Origin of the sequence: Pseudomonas citronellolis, from assembly GCF_900112375.1 — a bacterium.
Taxonomy (GTDB): Bacteria; Pseudomonadota; Gammaproteobacteria; order Pseudomonadales; family Pseudomonadaceae; genus Pseudomonas; species Pseudomonas citronellolis.
The window spans coordinates 62,325-80,053 of sequence record NZ_FOLS01000019.1 but is presented as its reverse complement, the minus strand read 5'-3'; the positions used below and the strand labels follow the sequence as shown (position 1 = coordinate 80,053).

General features: G+C 68.9%; 15 protein-coding genes. 6 read left to right on the top strand and 9 right to left on the bottom strand.

Translation table 11 applies throughout. The annotated features are described in order from the left end of the window. Positions 1-8: 8 nt before the first annotated feature. Positions 9-779: an IclR family transcriptional regulator domain-containing protein gene (locus BM060_RS18530; RefSeq protein WP_074981739.1), complete on the bottom strand. Its 771-nt coding sequence runs from the start codon at positions 777-779 to the stop codon at positions 9-11. A 151-nt stretch (positions 780-930) separates the two neighbouring features. On the opposite strand from BM060_RS18530, the gene BM060_RS18525 reads away from it, so the two are divergent. The 4 genes from BM060_RS18525 (at position 931) to BM060_RS18510 (ending at position 5,588) form a co-directional block, all read left to right on the top strand. Then, positions 931-1,746 (top strand): shikimate dehydrogenase family protein, encoded by an 816-nt coding sequence (locus BM060_RS18525; protein WP_074981737.1) that lies wholly within the window; start codon positions 931-933, stop codon positions 1,744-1,746. After that, positions 1,743-3,473: an FAD-dependent oxidoreductase gene (locus BM060_RS18520; protein WP_074981735.1), complete on the top strand. Its 1,731-nt coding sequence runs from the start codon at positions 1,743-1,745 to the stop codon at positions 3,471-3,473. The genes BM060_RS18525 and BM060_RS18520 overlap by 4 nt, the downstream gene beginning before the upstream one ends. A gap of 2 nt (positions 3,474-3,475) precedes the next feature. Further along, positions 3,476-3,796, top strand: coding sequence for an NIPSNAP family protein (locus BM060_RS18515; protein ID WP_009622855.1), 321 nt, complete (start codon positions 3,476-3,478; stop codon positions 3,794-3,796). Between the two features lie 64 nt (positions 3,797-3,860). Next, complete coding sequence (locus BM060_RS18510) at positions 3,861-5,588, top strand: FAD-dependent oxidoreductase (protein WP_135499844.1); 1,728 nt, start codon at positions 3,861-3,863, stop codon at positions 5,586-5,588. Here the strand turns inward: BM060_RS18510 and BM060_RS18505 are convergent. Then, positions 5,530-6,195 carry a TetR/AcrR family transcriptional regulator gene (locus tag BM060_RS18505; RefSeq protein WP_069864485.1) on the bottom strand — a complete coding sequence of 222 codons (666 nt, stop codon included), beginning with the start codon at positions 6,193-6,195 and terminating at the stop codon, positions 5,530-5,532. The genes BM060_RS18510 and BM060_RS18505 overlap by 59 nt on opposite strands. Before the next feature lie 93 nt (positions 6,196-6,288). Further along, entirely contained in the window at positions 6,289-8,199 is a 1,911-nt protein-coding gene (gene quiC / locus BM060_RS18500) for a 3-dehydroshikimate dehydratase QuiC (protein WP_074981731.1), read from the bottom strand. A gap of 529 nt (positions 8,200-8,728) precedes the next feature. Here quiC and BM060_RS18495 point away from each other — a divergent pair. Beyond that, positions 8,729-10,105: an MFS transporter gene (locus BM060_RS18495; protein WP_074981728.1), complete on the top strand. Its 1,377-nt coding sequence runs from the start codon at positions 8,729-8,731 to the stop codon at positions 10,103-10,105. Positions 10,106-10,165: 60 nt separating this feature from the next. Here BM060_RS18495 and BM060_RS18490 read toward each other — a convergent pair whose 3' ends face one another. The 6 genes from BM060_RS18490 to BM060_RS18465 form a co-directional block, all read right to left on the bottom strand. Beyond that, positions 10,166-10,489, bottom strand: coding sequence for a helix-turn-helix domain-containing transcriptional regulator (locus BM060_RS18490; protein WP_009622874.1), 324 nt, complete (start codon positions 10,487-10,489; stop codon positions 10,166-10,168). 5 nt (positions 10,490-10,494) lie between these two features. Beyond that, positions 10,495-10,833, bottom strand: a complete 339-nt coding sequence (locus BM060_RS18485) for a type II toxin-antitoxin system RelE/ParE family toxin (protein WP_074981726.1) — start codon at positions 10,831-10,833, stop codon at positions 10,495-10,497. A gap of 513 nt (positions 10,834-11,346) precedes the next feature. Then, positions 11,347-12,225: a DMT family transporter gene (locus BM060_RS18480; RefSeq protein WP_058490047.1), complete on the bottom strand. Its 879-nt coding sequence runs from the start codon at positions 12,223-12,225 to the stop codon at positions 11,347-11,349. Between the two features lie 82 nt (positions 12,226-12,307). Next, entirely contained in the window at positions 12,308-13,123 is an 816-nt protein-coding gene (locus tag BM060_RS18475; protein ID WP_043271890.1) for a sugar phosphate isomerase/epimerase family protein, read from the bottom strand. 379 nt (positions 13,124-13,502) lie between these two features. Next, positions 13,503-14,555, bottom strand: a complete 1,053-nt coding sequence (locus BM060_RS18470) for a Gfo/Idh/MocA family protein (protein ID WP_074981724.1) — start codon at positions 14,553-14,555, stop codon at positions 13,503-13,505. A 199-nt stretch (positions 14,556-14,754) separates the two neighbouring features. Then, complete coding sequence (locus tag BM060_RS18465; protein WP_074981722.1) at positions 14,755-15,531, bottom strand: IclR family transcriptional regulator; 777 nt, start codon at positions 15,529-15,531, stop codon at positions 14,755-14,757. Between the two features lie 382 nt (positions 15,532-15,913). Between BM060_RS18465 and BM060_RS18460 the strand changes: the two genes are divergently transcribed. Then, on the top strand, positions 15,914-17,170 hold the full coding sequence (locus BM060_RS18460) for an OprD family porin (RefSeq protein ID WP_074981719.1): 1,257 nt from the start codon (positions 15,914-15,916) through the stop codon (positions 17,168-17,170). Positions 17,171-17,729 lie beyond the last annotated feature (559 nt).

Below are 17,729 nucleotides of genomic sequence, written 5' to 3'. Positions count from 1 at the left end.
GCGCCCGCTCAGTCCACCACCGGGCGCAACAGTGCCTGGGCCTCGTACAGCGCCGGCAGGTAGCGCAGGCGCATCTCGTCCAGGCCCAGGCGCGAGGCGTGGGTGGTGATGGCCAGGCTCGCGCGCATGCGCCCGCTGCGGTCCAGCAGCGGCACGCCGATCACGCGCATGCCGATCTCGTATTCCTGGTCCACCACGCAGTAGCCCTGCCGAGCGACCTTGGCGATCTCGGCGTGCAAGGCGTCCATGTCCGTCAGCGTGTAGGGCGTCAGCGGCCGTGGCGGATTGCGTTCGAAATAGGCCGCCAGCTCAGCCTCGCCCAGCGCCGCCAGCCACAGGCGGCCGCTGGCGGTGCAGTACATGGGCACCCGCGAGCCGGGGCGGATCGACAGCGAGGTGATGTGGCTGTAGCGGCTGCGCACCACGTGGACGATCTCGTCGCCGTCGCGGGTGCCCACCGAGACGTGCTCCTGGGTCTGCCGCGCCACCTGCTCGACGATAGGCCGCAGCATGCGCGGCAACTGCGCCGAATCCACGTAGGCCTGGCCGATGCGCAGCGCCTTGGGCGTCAGCCAGTAGTGGCGACTGTCGGTCTCGGCGAAGCCTTCGTGCACCAGGGTCAGCAGGAAGCGCCGCGCGGCGCTGGGGGTGAGGCCGGACAGCCGCGCCGCCTCGGGCACGCTCAGGCGCGGGCGCTCGGCGCTGAACAGCTGCATCAGCGCCAGGCCCTTCTGCAGGCCGGCGATCAGGTCGCGGGGATGGATGCTGGGGGTTTCCAAGGCACGGGCTCCGGGTAATTCGGCCGAATACTGCGATTATCGCAGCATCAATGCGAATAACGCACTAAAGCGCCGTCAATCGCATTGAGCGCAACAGCCCGCCGCCGCACCCTGGCCAGCAGAACAACGCCAAGAACCCCTGGAGGTCAGCATGATTCGCGGTTCCACCGAACTGGTCGCCATCGTCGGCACACCCATCGCGCAGGTGAAGTCGCCGGAGAACTTCAACACCTGGTTCGCCCACAACGGCCACGACCTGGCGATGATCGCCATCGACCTGGGCGCCGACGCCCTCGATGCCTTCGTCGCCACCCTGCGCGGCTGGCACAACCTGCGCGGCTGCGTGGTCACCGTGCCCTACAAGCAGGCCCTGGCGCCGCGCCTGGACGGCCTGAGCGCCCGCGCCGAGGCGCTGGGCTCGGTCAACGTGATCCGCCGCGAGGCCGACGGCCGCCTGCTGGGCGACAACGTCGATGGCGCCGGCTTCCTCAACGCCGCCCGGCGCCATGGCCTGCAACCGGCCGGCAAGCGCGCGCTGGTGGTCGGCTCCGGCGGCGTCGGCAGCGCCATCGCCTATGCGCTGTGCGAAGCCGGCATCGGCGAGCTGCGCCTGCGCGACCTCGACCAGGTGCGCGCCGCCGCCCTGGTCGAGCGCCTGGGCGCCCTCTTCCCCCAGGTGCGCATCGGCGTGGGCTGCGACGACCTGGCCGGCCTCGACCTGCTGGTCAACGCCTCGCCGGTGGGCATGGGCGGCACCGGCGAGTTGCCGCTGCCGGGCATGCTGCTCGACGGCCTGCAGACGCACACCCTGGTGGCCGACGTGGTCACCAAGCCGGAGATCACCCCGCTGCTGGAGCGCGCCCGCGAGGCTGGCTGCCGCATCCAGACCGGCGCCGAAATGGCCTTCGCGCAGCTGGGCAACCTGGGCGCCTTCATGGGCGTCACGCCGCTGGAGATCCAGCCATGACCAGCCTCAACGCCCCGGCCTGGAGCCGAGAGTGCGACCTGCTGGTGCTGGGAAGCGGCGCCGCCGGTTTCGCCGCCGCGGCCACTGCCGCCTGCCAGGGCCTGCGCGTGCTGATGCTGGAGAAGGCCGATAGCTTCGGCGGCACCTCGGCCATCTCCGGCGGCGCGGTGTGGATCTACGGCACCGACCAGGCCCGCGCCGCCGGGGCGAAGGACTCCGAAGAAGCCATGCGCACCTACCTGCAGCGCACCATCGGCCCGGGCTACAAGCCTGAGCTGGTGGACAGCTTCATCCGCAACGGCCACCAGGCCCTGCGCTGGCTGGAGGCCAACACCGAGCTGCGCTACGCGCTGCGCCCGCACTCGCCGGACTACTACCCCGACGAGGAAGGCGGCACCGAATTCGGCCGCGCCCTGGAGATGGTCGAGTACGACGGCCGCCACCTCGGCGAGCGTTTCCGCGACCTGCGCATGCCGCCGCCGGGCATGCTGCTGTTCGGCGGCATGATGGTGAACCGCGTGGACATCCAGCATTTCCTCAGCTTCCGCCGTTCGCCGAAGTCGTTGTGGCACTGCCTGAAGCTGCTGGCCCACTACGGCGTCGACCGCCTCAGCCACCACCGCGGCACGCGCCTGACCACCGGCAACGCCCTGATCGCGCGCCTGGCCACCACAGCCTTCGCCAAGGGCATGGAGCTGTGGCTGAACAGCGAGGCACAGCAGTTGCTGGTCGAGAACGGCGCCGTGGTAGGCGCGCAGGTGCTGCACGAAGGCCGCATCGAGCGCATCCGCGTGCACGGCGGCGTGGTCTGCGCCATGGGCGGCTTCGCCGCCGGCAAGCTGGCCGAGCGCTTCCGCCCGGCGAGCGACGACGAACACCTGAGCATGTCGCCGGAATGCAACGACGGCGCCGCCCTGCGCCTGGGCGAGGCCGTCGGTGCCGCCGCCGGCGAGGGCCTGGCGGCGAACTTCTTCTGGGCGCCGGTCTCCGAGCTGCGCCACGCAGACGGCGGCCGCGAGCGCTTCCCGCACCTGGTCACCGACCGCGCCAAGCCCGGGGTGATCGCGGTGAACCGCAGCGGCCGGCGCTTCGTCAACGAGTCCAACTCCTACCACCACTTCGTGCAGAGCATGTTCGCCAGCGGCAACACCGAGTGCTGGCTGATCTGCGACGCCAGCGCCATGAACCGCTACGGCCTGGGCCTGGCGCGACCGAAGCCGGTCGACAACAGCGCGCTGGTGCAAGCCGGCTACCTGTACCAGGCCGATTCGCCGGACGCCCTGGCCCGCGCCCTCGGCATCGACGCCGAGGGCCTGCGCCAGACGCTGGAGCGCTTCAACGCCAACGCGCGCAACGGCGTCGACGCGGACTTCGCCAAGGGCGGCAACAGCTACAACCGCTACATGGGCGACCCGGACCACCGCCCCAACCCCTGCCTGGCGCCGCTGGAGAAGGCGCCCTACTACGCCGTCCGCCTGCACACCGGCGACCTCGGCTCGGCCCGCGGCCTGGTCACCGACGGCCAGGCCCGCGTGCTCGGCCGCGACGGCCAGCCGATCCCCGGCCTCTACGCCGCCGGCAACGACATGAACTCGCTGATGGACGGCACCTATCCCGGCCCCGGCATCACCCTCGGCCCCGGCCTGACCTTCGCCTGGCTGGCGGCCAACCACATAGCCGCGCGCCTCGCCGCGCCGGCCTCGCAACAAGCAACCCTGGAGCACTGACGATGTACTACGAACTGCGCACCTACAGCATCGACCCGCTGAAACTCGCCGACTGGCTGGCCCTGTACCGCAGCCACGCCTACGAGGTGCAGACCGAGCACCTGGGCAGGCTGGTGGGCTTCTTCACCACCGAGTTCGGCGAATGCAGCCAGGTGGTGCACCTGTGGGCCTACGAGAGCCTGGACGAGCGCATGCAGCGCCGCGCCAGCATGGCCGCCGACCCGCGCTGGGCCGAGTTCGGCAAGCTGAACCGGGAACTGGGCGCCGTGCTCAAGCTGGAATCGCGGCTGATGAAACCCACCGGCTTCTCCCCGCTGCAGTGATGGCCCCGGCGCGCGGAGCCCTTCCGCGCGCCCCGATAACGACAAGAGAAAGCCCATGCCCACCTTGCAAACCCTCGACTGCGACGTCCTGGTGATCGGCTCCGGCGCCGCCGGCCTGGCCGCCGCGGTCAGCGCCGCGCACCACGGCCTGCGCGTGGTCGTCGCGGAAAAGGCCGCGCAGCTCGGCGGCACCAGCGCCTGGTCCGGCGGCTGGCTGTGGATTCCGCGCAACCCGCTGGCCCTCGCCGAGGGCCGCGTCGAGCCGGACGACGCGCCAGAGCGCTACCTCAAGGCGCAGGTCCATACCGAGCAACTGGACGAGCGCCAGGCCGCCTTCCTCCGCCATGGCCCGGAGATGGTCGAGTTCTTCCAGCGTCACAGCGCCGTGCAGTTCTTCAGCGGCACGCGCATGCCGGACATGCGCGATGGCGAGGGCTCCGCCGCCGGCGGCCGCTCGCTGTGCGCCCAGCCCTACGACGGCCGCGAACTCGGCCCCTGGCTGCGCCACCTGCGCGAGCCGCTGGACCTCGTCAGCCTGGCCGGCATGGGCATCGCCGGCGGCGCCGACCTGGCCAACTTCCTCGACGCCACACGCTCGCCGAAAGCCGCGCTCTACGCGCTCAAGCGCATCGCCCGGCACTGGTATGGGCGCCTGCGCTACGGGCGCGGCACGCAGTTGGTCAACGGCAACGCCCTGGTGGCGCGGCTGCTGCGCAGCGCCCTGGACCTGAAGGTGCAGTTGCTGACGCAAACGCCGATCCACGAACTGCTCCGCGAAGGCGGCAAGGTGACCGGTGCGCGTAGCGACACCCTGGAGTTCCGCGCCCGCCGCGGCGTGGTCCTGGCCTGTGGTGGCTTCCCCCATGACCGCGAGCGCATCGCCCGACTGATGCCCCACGCCCCGGACGGCTGGCAGCACCATTCCGCCGCGCCGCCGCAGAACAGCGGCGACGGCCTGCGCCTGGGCGAGTCGGTAGGCGCGCAGGTCCGCGACGACCTGGCCCACGCCGGCGCCTGGGTGCCGGTATCGCTGGTGCCGCGCCGCGACGGCAGCGTCGGCCACTTCCCGCACCTGATCGAACGGGCCAAGCCCGGCTTCCTCTGCGTGCGCCGCGACGGCCGGCGCTTCGCCAACGAGGCCGACTGCTACCACGACTTCATGAACGCCCTGTTCGCCGCCACGCCGCCGGGCGAGCCTCACGAGGCCTGGCTGATCGCCGACGCCCGGGCGCGGCGGCGCTACGGCATCGGCTGGGTGAAGCCATTCCCCTTCCCGGACCTGCCCTACGAGCGCCGCGGCTACCTGGTCAAGGCCCGCAGCCTGGCGCAATTGGCGGCGCGCTGCGGCATCGACGCCGAGCAACTGCAGGCGACGGTGGAGCGCTTCAACGAACACGCGGCGCTGGGCGAGGACGCGGATTTCCAGCGCGGCCGCTCGGCCTACAACAAGGCCCAGGGCGAGGCGCGGCAGCGCCCCAACCCGTCGCTGCGGCCCCTGGAAAAAGGTCCGTTCTACGCGGTGAAGCTGCTGCCCGGCAGCCTCGGCACCTTCGCCGGCCTGCGCACCGACGCCCACGCGCGGGTGCTGGACGGCAGCGGCGCGGCCATCGAGGGGCTGTACGCGGTGGGCAACGACATGGCCAGCGTGATGGCCGGCCACTACCCCAGCGGCGGCATCACCCTGGGGCCGGGCATGACCTTCGGCTACCTCGCCGGCCTGGAGCTGGCCGGGCTCAGCGCTGGATGTAGCGCTGCACCGCCTCGCAGATCATCTGCTTGTGGCGTTGCTTGACCTGCTCGTCGGCCAGGTCGATCTGGAAGATTTCGCCGAAGGTGTTGCGGTTGGATACGCGGTAGAAGCAGAACGAGCTGATGAACAGGTGCAGGTCCAGCGGGTCGATGCCCTCGCGGAACAGGCCCTGCTCGGCGCCACGGCGAAGAATCTCGGCCAGCGACAGCAGCATGTTGTTGCTCATCGAGCGGATCGCCGTGGACTTCTTCACGTACTCGCCGTGGTGGATGTTCTCGATGGAGACGATGCGCACGAAGTCGACGTTGCGGTCGTGGTGGTCGAAGGCGAACTCCACGGTGCGGCGGATCGCCTCCAGCGGCTCCAGTTCCGCCAGGTGCAGCTTGTCCTCGGTGTGGCGGATGTCGCCGTAGAGCTTCTCCAGCACTTCGACGTAGAGCTGCTCCTTGCTGCCGAAGTAGTAGTAGATCATCCGCTTGGAGGTGTGCGTGCGCTCGGCGATGGCGTCCACCCGGGCGCCGGACAGGCCCTGCTGGACGAACTCGGCGATGGCCGCCTGGAGGATGCCCTCGCGGGTTTTCTCGGGGTTGTTCTTGCGGCCCTTGCCACGCACTTCGGCGGGGTCCAGGGGTTCGACGACATTCGGCATGGTTGGCTCGCAGCCTCACGGAGAGCGCCGATTATGGGCCTCGCCACCCCGCCAAGGGAAGCGGCGCGGGGCTTGCCGCGCCGCCCCCGGGCACTACAGCTTGGGCTTGCGCGCGGCGCCGCTGCGCGCCTGGGCCATGGCCGCCAGGCGCACGGCGACGTTGGCCGCGCCGTAGCCGGCATAGCCGTTCCTGCGCTGGAGGATTTCGAAGAAGAAGCGCCCCTCGAACGGCTCGGTGTAGACGTGGAACAGCTCGCCGCCCTGGGCGTCGCGGTCGTAGAGCACGTTGAAGTAGGCCAGTTCGCTGAGGAACTCGTCGTCGAAGTCGAAGCGCGCCGCCAGGTCGTCGTAGTAGTTCAGCGGGATGTCCAGCAGCGGCACCCCGGCCTGCTTGGCGCGGGTGACCTCGGCAAAGATGTCCTCGCAGGCGAAGGCGATGTGGTGCACGCCCGAGCCGCGGTAGCTGGACAGCGCGTGGGAAATGGCGGTGTTGCGGTTCTCCGAGATGTTCAGCGGCAGGCGCAGGCTGCCGCAGCGGCTGCGGATGGCGCGGCTTTTCACCAGGCCGTAGGGGTCGGGCAGGACCACCTCGTCGTCGGCCTCGAAGTCGAACAGCGCCTTGTAGAACAGCACCCAGCTGTCCAGGCTGTCGGCCGGCAGGGCCATGGCCATGTGGTCGATGCGCTGCAGGTTGCCGCTGGCGCGGGCCTGGGCGTCGAGGCGGAAGTCGCTGTCGTAGATGGTCTGCCCCGGCGCGCCCGGCTCCACCAGGTAGATCAGGCTGCCATCGGGGGCGCGCACCGCGGGCACCTCGCGCTCGTTGGGGCCGACCAGGCCGCGGAACGGCTGGCCACGGAAGGCCTGGGCGCGCTCCAGGGCCTGGGCGCCGTCGCGCACCCGCAGGGCGGTGGCGCACAGCGAGGGGCCGTGGGCCTCGAAGAAGTTGTGGGCGAAGGAGTACGGCTCGGCGTTGAGCACGATGTTGATGTCGCCCTGGCGCAGCAGGCTCACCGCCTTGGAGCGGTGTTCGCCGGCGCGGGCGAAGCCGAGCTTCTCCAGCCAGTTGCCCAGGCGCGCGCCCAGGTTTTCGTCCACGGCGAACTCGAGGAATTCCACGCCGTCGTAGCGGCTGGCCGGCGGCGGCGCGAAGAGGATGCCGGGGTCGCCGGCGGGCGCGGCGTCCTGCTCCAGCAGGCGGCGCGTCTTCTCCTCCAGGTAGAGCAGCGAGCGCAGGCCGTCGGCGGCGTTGGAGCGGGTCGGCGCGGCGCGGAAGCCGTCGTTGAAGATTTCCAGCGACAGCGGGCCCTTGTAGCCGCTGCGCAGGATGGGCGCGAGGAAGCCCGCCAGGTCGAACTCGCCCTGGCCGGGGAAGCAGCGGAAATGCCGGCTCCACTCCAGCACGTCCATGGCCAGCACGGGCGCGTCGGCCATCTGCACGAAGAAGATCTTCTCGCCGGGGATGTCGGCGATGCCGCTGGGGTCGCCCTTGATCGACAGGGTGTGGAAGCTGTCCAGCAGCACGCCCAGGGCCGGGTGGTCGGCGGCTTTCACCAGGTCCCAGACCTGCTGCCAGGTGTTGACGTGGCGGCCCCAGGCCAGGGCCTCGTAGCCGATGCGCAGGCCGCGCTTGCCGGCGCGCTCGGCCAGCTCGCGGAGGTCGTCGACGAGAATGTCGCGCTCGCCCAGGGAATCGGCGACGGTGTTGCTGCACACCAGCACCAGGTCGGTGCCCAGTTCCTGCATCAGGTCGAACTTGCGCTCGGCGCGCTCCAGGTTGCGCGCCAGGCGCTCGCGGCGGCAGCCCTCGAAGTCGCGGAAGGGCTGGAACAGGGTGATAGCCAGATTCAGGTCGGCGCACATCTGGCGCACGTCGCGCGGGCTGCCGTCGTAGTACAGGAGGTCGTTTTCGAATATCTCCACGCCGTCGAAGCCGGCGGCGGCGATGGCTTCGAGTTTCTCGGGCAGGGTACCGCTCAGGGAGACGGTGGCGATCGAGCGCTGCATGCTGGGGCTCCTGTGCTGCTGGCTTCTGCGAGCCATGGCCTGGCCGCCGGCTGTCGGCGACCTTCGGAAATATCGCCAGCCGTAGGACGCACGGCTGGTCATTGGATTATTCGCAGGGTATTTTCCAGCGGCAAGGCAAATTGTACGAACCAGTTAGTTTTGTGTTCGATCAGCGAACAAAAGGCCGATCAGCGAATTGACGGTTTTTCGTCCAGTGGCCGACCATGGATTCACCGCGACACACCAGGGCCATGCCTCCCCTGGCCCGCGAGACGCCTTGCCCTATAACAATTTCAACAAGAGTCCCTGCCCATGTTGACTGCACGCCTCCTCACCGCCGCCGTCTCCAGCCCAACACGAACGCCGGCTCGCCCCCAGCCCTGAGCCGCGCCGCCCGGCGCATTTCCGACACGGGCCCCGGCCAGGGGCCTTAGCGACGACCTCAGTGCCCCTGTTCGATCAGCGCACACGCCCCCGAAGGGCGCGGTGCCCGGGCAGGCACCGACAACAACAAGAACCGGAGACAACGATGGCGACTTCCTCCAGCTCCCAAGCCAAGAAAGCCACCGCCAGTGGCTGGATCGGCTCGGCTCTCGAGTACTACGACTTCTTCATCTACGCCCAGGCCGCTGCGCTGATCTTCCCGCAGCTGTTCTTCCCCTCCTCCGACCCGAAGATGGCCATCGTCGCCTCGCTGGCGACCTACGGCGTGGGCTACCTGGCCCGCCCGATCGGCGCCTTCTTCCTCGGCCACTGGGGTGATACCCGCGGGCGCAAGAACGTGCTGCTGCTGTGCATGTTCATGATGGGCCTGTCGACCATGGCCGTGGGCCTGCTGCCGACCTACCACGACGTCGGCTTCCTCGCCCCGGCGCTGCTGGTGGTGCTGCGCCTGGTGCAGGGCTTCGCCGTGGCCGGGGAAATCTCCGGGGCCAGCTCGATGATCCTCGAGCACGCGCCCTTCGGCCGCCGCGGCTACTTCGCCAGCTACACCCTGCAAGGCGTGCAGGCCGGCCAGGTGATGGCCGCCGCGGTGTTCCTGCCGCTGGCCTACTTCATGCCCAACGACGCCTTCAACGCCTGGGGCTGGCGGATTCCCTTCCTGCTCAGCGCCGTGGTGCTGATCGCCGGCCTGATCATCCGCCGCGAAGTCCACGAGACCCCGGCCTTCGTCAACGAAGAAGCCAAGCAGCAGGTGGCCAAGTCGCCGATCTCCGAGGCCTTCCGCAACAGCTGGAAGCAGATGCTGCTGGTGATGGTCATGTCGCTGATGAACGTGATCCCGGTGGTGGCCACCATCTTCGGCGCGGCCTACGCGGTGCAGCCGGCCTACGGCATCGGCTTCGACAAGAGCGTGTACCTGTGGATCCCGGTGGTGGGCAATATTGTCGCGGTGCTGGCCATTCCCTTCGTCGGCAACCTCTCCGACCGCATCGGCCGCCGCCCGACGCTGATCTTTGGCGCCCTGGGTTCGGGCCTGCTCGCCTTCGGCTACCTGTACGCCATCAGCATCCAGAACGTGCCGCTGGCCTTCGTCATGTCGCTGCTGATGTGGGGCCTGGTGTACCAGGGCTACAACGCGGTGTTCCCGTCCTTCTACCCGGAGCTGTTCCAGACCCGCTACCGCGTCTCGGCCATGGCCATCGCGCAGAACATCGGCACCATGCTCACCGCCATGCTGCCGGCGCTGTTCGCCGCCGTCGCCCCGCCCGGCTCGGACAACGTCCCGATGCTGATCGGCAGCCTGGCCTTCCTCATCACCTGCCTGTGCGCCTTCGCCGCCTACCTGGCCCCGGAAACCCACCGCCTGCCGATGGAAGACCTGGGAAAGCCTGACGCCAAGCCGCTGGAAAAAGCCGCCTACGACAGCGCGCGGCAGAACAGCCTGCGGGTGGCGAGCCACTGAACAGGTAATGCCCGAGAATGAAAAAAGGCCCCAGCAGGGGCCTTTTTTCTTGGGGCGGCGTCAGGCGACATGCACCGCCCGCACCTGGATTTCCACCCCCAGGGTGCGGCGCAGGGCATCGAAGATCGCCGCCAGGTTGTCCATGCCCGGGTTGCCCGAGGCCGACAGCATGCGGTGCAGGCTTTTGCTCGGCCGTTCCGTCTCCAGCGCCAGGCGCTCGAAGCCCAGGGTGGCGTTGACCAGATCGCGGAGGATCAGGCGCGCGGCGTCCGGCTCGCCGTTGAGGAACAGCGAAGCGGCCTCGTCGAGCAGCGCGGTGGCAAATGCCGGTTCGCGCTGCACCCGCGCGACGACGGTCTGTTTGAAATCCCTGGTCAGTGCCATTGGAATCACCCTCTCATCTGCGGCCCGAACCGGGCCTTCTTCCGTTGCTTGTACTCGGCATGCAGCGCCTTCGCCTTGCGGATATCCGCTGCCTGGCCGGCCTTGCTGCCACCACCGAACAGCACGATGAGCGCCTCGCCGTCCCTCGCCAGGTAGATCCGGTAGCCCGGCCCCCAGTCGATGCGGTATTCGCCGATGCCAACGTTGGAGGTGTTGCCCACCGCCATGCGCACCTTGGCGGTGGCAACCTTGGCCGCCGCCTGGAAATGCAGGGAGTCGAACCACTCCTGATAGGGGCAGGACGCGTCTTCCCGGACATACTCGACCACCTCTATGGCCGCCATAGTAACCTCCTCGTTACCATTTACCAATAGGTCTCAGACGAGGCGAGTGCTGCTTCGGGAATGGAATCCCCCTCACCGGCGTCTGTGCGAGGGGGAGAAAGTACGGTTGCCGGGCGCCTGCCCGGGGTGCGCTGCTGCACACCTGGCTATCACCCTGGAGAAGAAACGGAAGCTGCCTACATCGCGAGAGCCCAGGTCCGACGCCCCGCAGCGGAAAATCGCGGACAGAGTCCGCTCCTACGGTTCCAGGAAGCACGGACGTAGGAGCGGACTCCGTCCGCGATTGGATTCACCGGCCCCGCCGGACGCATCGGTGGCACGGACGGAGGCGGATAACCGCGAACGGTTATGCACCCTACGCTCCAGGAATATCAGGATGACTCCAGACTTCCCGGCGGCTCAGGACAGCCCCCTCTCCCTCTGGGAGAGGGTTGGGGTGAGGGGCTCTTGAACCCAGCACCGACGCCACCGGAAAACTCCCTTCGCGAGCAAGCTCGCTCCTACACGGCCCCCTCACCCCCGCCGCTGCATCCAGGCCGCCGCCAACCCGCTCAGGCAGATCACTGCAATCCCCACCAGGGCACTGGCGCTCGGCACGTGGCTGAAGACCAGCCAGCCGATCACCCCGGCGAAGACGATCTGGCAGTAACCGAAGGGCGCCAACAGCGCCGGCGCGGCGTGGCGGAAGGCCTGGGTGAGGAACAGGTGGGCGGACATGCCGCAGGTGCCCAGGGCAAGCATCAGCAGCGCATGGCCAAGGCTCGGGGTGTGCCAGACGAAGGGCACCATCGCCGTGGTCAGCGCGGTGTTCAGCAGGCCGGCGAAGAAGTTGCTGGTGGTCGGGCTGTCCACCGCCGCCAGCTTGCGCGTCAGCAGCTGATAGAAGCAGAAGCACAGCGCCGAACCCAGCGGCAGCAACACCGCCGGGGTGAACAACTCACCGCCGGGATGGACGATCGCCAGCACCCCGGCGAAGCCCAGGCTCACCGCGGCCCATTGCCCGGCGCTGACCTTCTCGTGCAGCAGCGGCACCGACAGCGCGGTGACCATCAGTGGGGCGAGGAAGTTGACCGCCGTGGCCTCGGCCAGGGGGATGTACTGCAGGCCGGTGGTGAACAGCAGGCTGGTGCCCAGCAGACACAACGCGCGCAAAGTCTGCAGCCCCGGCCGGCGGGTACGCAGCACGCGCAGGCCCGACTGCGGCAGGAAGATGCCGGCCATCAGCAGCGTGTGCACCACGTAACGGGCCCAGACCACCAGCAGGATCGGGTAGAAACCGGAGAGGTACTTGGACAGGGCGTCGTGGGTGGAGAACAGCGAGGTGGCCAGCACCACCAGAAGGATGCCCTTCAGGGGCTGGCTGCTGCCGGACAACGCGGAGGCGGCGGTCATCGGGTTTCCCGTGGTTTACAAAGCAAGGCGCCCGGCAGTGTGCCGGGCGAACGGGTGGATGGGAATGGCGCAGTTGCCGGCATCAGAGCCGGGCGAGCACCGTGCGTGCCTTGTCCAGCGCCAGGCTGGCCCGCTCCAGGGCGCTGACGCCCTGCTCCAGCAGCTGCCGGGTGGGGATCTCCAGGCTCAGTGGCACGCTCGCCGGCAAGGTCCGCAACAGGCCCGCCAGGTCGCAGTCGCCATCGCCGGGGAAGCGCCGCTCGTTGCGCGCCTGACGGAGGATTTCCTGCATGTCGTCCGGGCGCGGGCCGGCCACGTCACACAACTGGGCATAGCGCATGCGCGAGGCCGGCAACTGTGCCAGGTCCTGTAGCGAGGAGCCGGAACGGTCGAAGTGGAAGGCGTCGACCAGCACGCAGCCGTTGTCGCGCCCGGCGTTGCGCACCACGCGCCAGGCCGTGGCCAGGTCGGGGGCGTCGGTCCAGGGCATGAACTCCAGGTGCGGGTGGATGCCGTAGCCCTCGGCCAATTCGCACAGCTCGGCGAAGCGTTCGGTCATGCGCGCCTCGTCCGCATCGTTGCCGGCCACCAGCAGCTCCGTGCCGCCGAACTCGGCGCCGACGGCGAGGATGGGCTCGAAGTCGGCCACGCGGGTCTCCGGCTTCAGGCGCAGGATTTCCAGGTCCAGCACGCGGATGCCGGTGTCGCGCAGGCGCGCCTGGGTCTGCCGGCGCAGTTCGGCATCGGCCACCAGCGGGAAGTGGTGCTCCTCGGCGGTGGCCGGCACCAGGCGCAGGCCGACGTGGCTGTAGCCGGCGCGGGCGGCGACCTCGACCATGTCCGGCGGCGACAGTTCGAGGACAGTCAGGGCGGCGAGGGAGAAGATTCGGTCGGTCATGGGATCGGTATCCGGTTCACAGGTGAATTGTAGGAGCGCCCCCTGGGCGCGAATCGCGTGGCTTGCAGGCCGCGCCGAGGCGCTTTCCTTTTCGTAGGAGCGAGCTTGCTCGCGAACGGTGTTTGCGGCCCTGGTGTCAGGTTCAAGAGCACCCTCTCCCCAACCCTCTCCCTGAAGGGAGAGGGGGCTGTCCGGCATGGGCGGGAAGCTCGGCGTCAACCTGTAGGAGCGGACTTTGTCCGCGATAACCGAAGGTGCCGATGTGGATCGCGGACGAAGTCGTAGGATGGGTTGAGCTTGCGATACCCATGCGGTCGTGGTGATGGGTATCGCTCCGCTCCACCCATCCTACGGTGGCCCCTCTCCCGTACGGGCTCATTCACCCAACCCGCGCCGGCGCACACGCCCGGCCGCTGGCGGCGGCCTCGCGGATGGCCTCGATCAGCGCCAGGGTACGGCCGCCGTCCACGGCGTCGGTCAACGGCTGCTCCTCGCCTCGCACCACGCGCACGAAATGCTCCAGCTGCCGGCGCAGCGCCTCGCCCGGGGTGAAGGGCTCGCTACTGCGCAGCAACGGCTGGTGCCAGCCGGCGCCCGGCTGCGCGTAGTGCCAGCGCTGCAGTTGCGGAATGCTCAGCGCGCCCTCGGTGCCGGCCAACAGGTAGCAAGGCTGATCGACCTGACGCGGGTAGATGGGGCTTTCACCGGAATCCAGCTCCCAGCTCCAGGGCGCGGCCACGCCGTCGGAGCCGGTCAGGCTGCCGAGGGCGCCGTTCTCGAACTGCAGGAGGATGGCCGCGCTGTCCTCGTTGACCAGGCCGCGCACCGCGTTGCCGGTGAAGGCCTGCACCTGCGCCACCTCGCCGCACAGGTAGCGCAGCAGGTCGAGGTCGTGGATCAGGTTGGTGAGCAGGAAGCCGGCGCCCGGCTCGCGGCGCCAGGGCACTTCGAAATAGCTGTCGGGCTTCTGCAGCTGCCACAGCGCGGTGACGTTGACCAGACGGCCCAGGGCGCCCGCGGCCAGGATTTCCCGCGCCTTGCCGATCAGCGGGTTGTGCCGGCGGTGATGGCCGACCAGCACCGGCACGCCGCTGCCCCGGCTCGCCTCCACCAGCTCGCGCACTTCGTCCAGGTGCACGCCCACCGGCTTCTCCAGCAGCACCGGCACGCCGGCGGCCAGGCAGTCCAGGGCGGTAGCCACGTGCAGGTTGTTGGGGTTGGCGATGATCGCCGCCTGCGGCTGCGCCTCTTCCAGCATGCGCCGGTAGTCGGCGTAGTACGGCACCCCGCACTCGGCGGCGAACCCGGCCGCGCCGGGGCCCGGGTCGGCCACCGCGCAGAGTTGCAGGGCAGGCACCTGGAGCAGGTGCTGGTGATGCTGGCGGCCCATGATGCCGGCGCCGATCAGGGCAATGCGCAAGGGAGCGGTCACGCGGGATTCCTCTTCTGCTTGTTGTGCTGGAGCCCCGATGCACAGGGCTCCATGGAATGGCATGAGCAAATTTAGAACTCGGTTCCATTTTTACTCAAGCGCAATGCGACAAGCAGCGGGCGATTATCGACCGCCATTGCGCCCGGGCAGGCGCAAGAGGCCCTCCTCCGTGGGAGGAAGGCCAGCAAGCAAGGGGGAATCAGGCGAAGAGGTCGGAAGCCTGGCTGGCGGCGGACAGCTCGGCGCTGGCGGCCAGCAGCAGCGGCGCCAGTTCGTGCAGGCGCGCTTCCGGCAGGCGCGCGCTGGGCCCGGCGATGCTCAGCACGCCGATCGCCCGGCGGTCTACCGGGCTGTGCACCACGGCAGCCAGGGCCGAGGTGCCGAGTGCCGAGGTTTCTTCGACCCAGGCGTAGCCACGCTCGCGGGCACGGCGCAGGTAGCCGAGCAGCTCGTCCTCGCTGCGCGGCGCGCGCGGGCCGAAGTTGGCGGGGTCGCCCACGCCCTGCCGGCGCACCAGCTCCAGGGCCTGGGTGTCGTCCAGGCTGGCCAGCCAGGCGTGCCCGGAGGCGGTGTAGAACAGCGGCGCGTCGCGGCCCATGTCCGGGTCGTAGCGCAGCCCCGAGCGGGCGCCCTGGGACTTGGCGATCCAGGTCTGGCGGCTGCCGTCGATCACCCCCAGGCGCACCAGTTCGCCGCTGTCCTGGGCCAGGCGGTCGAGGATCGGCTGGACGATGTCGGCGCCGCTGCAGGACAGGTAGCGGAAGCCCAGCGCCACCAGCTTGGTGGACAGCTGGTAGCGGGCGTTCTCCGGGTTCTGCCGCACGTAGCCCAGGCGGATCAGCTCGGCGAGCATGCGGTGGGTGGCGCTCTTGGGTATCTCCAGGCGCTCGGCGAGGGTCTGCATCGGCAGGCCGCGGGGTTCGCTGGTGAGGCTTTCGAGAAGGCTGAAGGCGCGTTCGATCTGGCTACCGGCCATGGGCGTCGTCCACTACGAGGATCGGCGGATTCTAATGAGATCGACCGGGCCGGGGAACCGCCGGGCTGGATCGGATAGCCTCTCTAAATGTTCGAACCAGTTAATTAATGTTCGCTATTCGCACAAGAAGCGTTTTCGCCGATTGTCCGCCGCCCGCCGCCCTTCCACTATCGAACCGTACCGAAACACCCGGCAGCGCCTGCTGCCCTCGGACGCGAATACCCTCGAACAATTACAAGAAGGTCCAGAGCAATGCCACACAGCACACGCCCCTCTCTCGATCCGCGAACGCCGGGCCACCCAGCCGCCTAGCGCCGCGTTTCCCGGCGCCCCGCCGCGCCGCACAAGCCTCTCCCACAACAATGACTCCAGAGAGATCGTCATGGGCTATCCCTGCATCCGTCGTTTTCCCCGCTACCTGCCCGCCGCCCTGGCCCTGGCCGGTACCACCCTGCCCGCCTTCGCCGACGGCTTCCTCGAAGACGCCAAGTCGAGCCTGACGCTGCGCAACTTCTACATGAACCGCAACTACCTGGGCGACACCGCCCAGGGCAAGGCCGAGGAGTGGACGCAGAACTTCATCCTCGACTTCAAGTCCGGCTTCACCCAGGGCACCGTCGGCTTGGGCCTGGACGTGCTCGGCCTGTACAGCGTCAAGCTCGATGGCGGCAAGGGCACCGCCGGCACCCAGTTGCTGCCGGTGCACGACGATGGCCGCCCGGCCGACGACTTCGGCCGCCTGGCGGTGGCCGGCAAGGCGCGCATTTCCAAGACCGAGCTGAAGGTCGGCGAATGGGCGCCGGCACTGCCGATCCTGCGCTCCGACGACGGCCGTTCGCTGACGCAGACCTTCCAGGGCGCGCAGGTGACCTCGAAGGAACTCGCCGGGCTGACTATCTACGGCGGCCAGTTCCGCCAGAACAGCCCGCGCAACGACGCCAGCATGGAGGACATGAGCCTGTTCAACCGCACGGCGTTCAAGTCCGACCGCTTCAACTTCGTCGGCGGCGAATACCGCTTCAACGGCGAGCGCACCCTGGTCGGCCTGTGGAACGCCGAGCTGAAGGACATCTACCAGCAGCAGTACCTGCAGGTGCAACACTTCCAGCCGGTGGGCGACTGGGTGTTGGGTGCCAACTTGGGCTACTTCTGGGGCAAGGAAGACGGCAGCGCCCGCGCCGGCGACCTGGACAACCGCACCGCCTCCGGGTTGTTCTCCGCCAAGTACGGCGCCGGCACCTTCTACCTGGGCCTGCAGAAGGTCATGGGCGACGACGAGTGGTTCCGCGTCAACGGCGCCAGCGGCGGCACCCTGGCCAACGACAGCTACAACTCCAGCTACGAGAACGCCAAGGAGCGTTCCTGGCAGCTGCGCTACGACTACGACTTCGCCGGCCTCGGCGTGCCCGGCCTGACGCTGATGAACCGCTACATCCACGGCAGCAACGTGCACAACGCCAGCACCGATGACGGCAGCGAATGGGGCCGCGAGAGCGAGCTGGCCTACACCGTGCAGTCCGGGCCGCTGAAGACGCTGAACCTGAAGTGGCGCAACTCGACGATGCGCCGCGACTGGGGAAGGACCAACAGCTTCGACGAGAACCGGTTGATCGTGAGTTATCCGCTGGATCTGTTGTAACGCCCGAACCGGGCGCTTTTCGTAGGATCGAGGGGGACGCCTGGTTCTTGCTCGCGAATGAGCCCCGCAGCGGAGTCTGTTCGCGAGCAAGCTCGCTCCTACGATGCGTCCGCCTCCGAGCCCACCTGTAGGAGCGGGCCCTGCCCGCGATTCGCGCGCAGGGCGCGCTCCTACAGGGGCATGGTTGTGCGCCGGAAACCGCGGTTATCGCGGACGGAATCCGCTCCTACGCTGGACCCACTTTCGAACCCACGTTCAAGTAGGAGCAACTGTCTTGCCAACTGCGTCAGGGTGCTTTTCGTAGGATGGGTTGAGCCTTGGCGAAACCCATGCGATGGCGGCGATGGGTATCGCTTCGCTCAACCCATCCTACGGGGCTGCCTTGCCGGCCACGCCGTGGGGCTCTCCGTAGGAGCGGGCCCTGCCCGCGATTCGCGCGCAGGGCGCGCTCCTACATTGGTGCGCCATGGGTGATGCAGCGGTCTATTGGGTTATTCCCCTTCGGGCCAGCGCAAGCGCTGGCCCGAAGGGGAATAACCCAGAAAACCGCGTAGGAGCG